The sequence below is a fragment of the Rhodoferax sp. RT5P35 genome (genome assembly GCF_056521385.1).
On record NZ_JBWMAX010000298.1, the window covers coordinates 1 to 1,108 of the forward strand.

1 protein-coding gene and 1 pseudogene are annotated in these 1,108 nt (G+C 64.4%); both read right to left on the reverse strand.

The features are described 5' to 3' along the window. A pseudogene (locus AC097L_RS25780) lies at window positions 1-216 on the reverse strand (cupin domain-containing protein); the annotation flags it as partial. A gap of 32 nt (window positions 217-248) precedes the next feature. Then, window positions 249-956: a fumarylacetoacetate hydrolase family protein gene (locus AC097L_RS25785; RefSeq protein ID WP_479589541.1), complete on the reverse strand. Its 708-nt coding sequence runs from the start codon at window positions 954-956 to the stop codon at window positions 249-251. Window positions 957-1,108 lie beyond the last annotated feature (152 nt).

Below are 1,108 nucleotides of genomic sequence, written 5' to 3' on the forward strand. Positions count from 1 at the left end.
GGCCAGGGCTTTCAGCCGATCCCAGCGCCACAGGTGCGGCACGGCCTTGGACTGCGGATGCCGGGGCATCAGGCCTCCGATCTCGGTCCACAGCGGCACGAGCAGCTCCTGCTCGAAGCCGCGGTAGAGCTGCTCCAACGCGGGCGTAGGGTCGGGTTGACCGTGGCCCGCAACGGCATGCAGCCGCACGGGGGAAGGCGTCAGGTCGGTGGTCATGGGGGGCTTGTCTCCTTGTTTTCAGCGATATGTCATTCGGCCGGGCCGACGTTCAGCACGATGCTGCCGACGCCTTCGATCTGGCCCTCGATGCGGTCGCCCGCCTGTACGGCGCTCACGCCTTCGGGGGTGCCGGTGAAGATCAGGTCGCCGGGCAGCAGGTGGTAGAACTTGGACAGGTCGGCGATCAGTTCAGGGATGTTCCAGATCAGCTTGGAGAGGTCCGACTTCTGCCGCACCTTGCCGTTGACCGACATCGACAGGTCGCCCTGGCTCAGCACGGTCTGCGGCAGGGGCACGATCTCGGAGACGATGGAGGACTCTTCCACGTCCTTGCCCAGGTCCCAGGGCCGACCCTTCTCACGGGCCACCAACTGCAAGTCGCGCCGGGTCATGTCCAGGCCGCAGGCATAGCCGTAGATGAGCTTGGGGGCATCGGCTTCGCTGACGCGAAAACCCGCAGCGCCGATGGCTAGCACCAGCTCCATTTCATGGTGGTAGTCCTGGGTGCCGGGTGGATAGGCCACTGTGGCACCGGACTCGACCAGGGTCGATGGTGCCTTGGTGAAGTAAAACGGCACCTCGACCGACTTGTCCACGGGGCGGCCCATTTCCACCGCGTGCGCGTGGTAGTTGCGGCCAACGAAGAACAGTCGGTTGATGGGCAGACGCTCGCTACGGCCGCGCACAGGCAGAGAGTAAACGGGCGGTGGGGTCCAGAGGTAGGTGGTCACGGTCATAGGATTTCCTTTCAGGGTGGGTGGGAGAAAAAAGTAGCTAGCGCATGCTGCGCGGGCAGGAGCCATTGCCGAATCGGTGCGTAATGCTGGGCGCTACGCCATGGCCGATTTACGGTGGTCGATCAGAAGCACGGCCAGCATGCCGATGGCAC

Bases quoted from the DNA above. Each gene is read 5' to 3' on its own strand.
- AC097L_RS25785 (WP_479589541.1), bottom strand. From the start codon at position 956: ATGACCGTGACCACCTACCTCTGGACCCCACCGCCCGTTTACTCTCTG.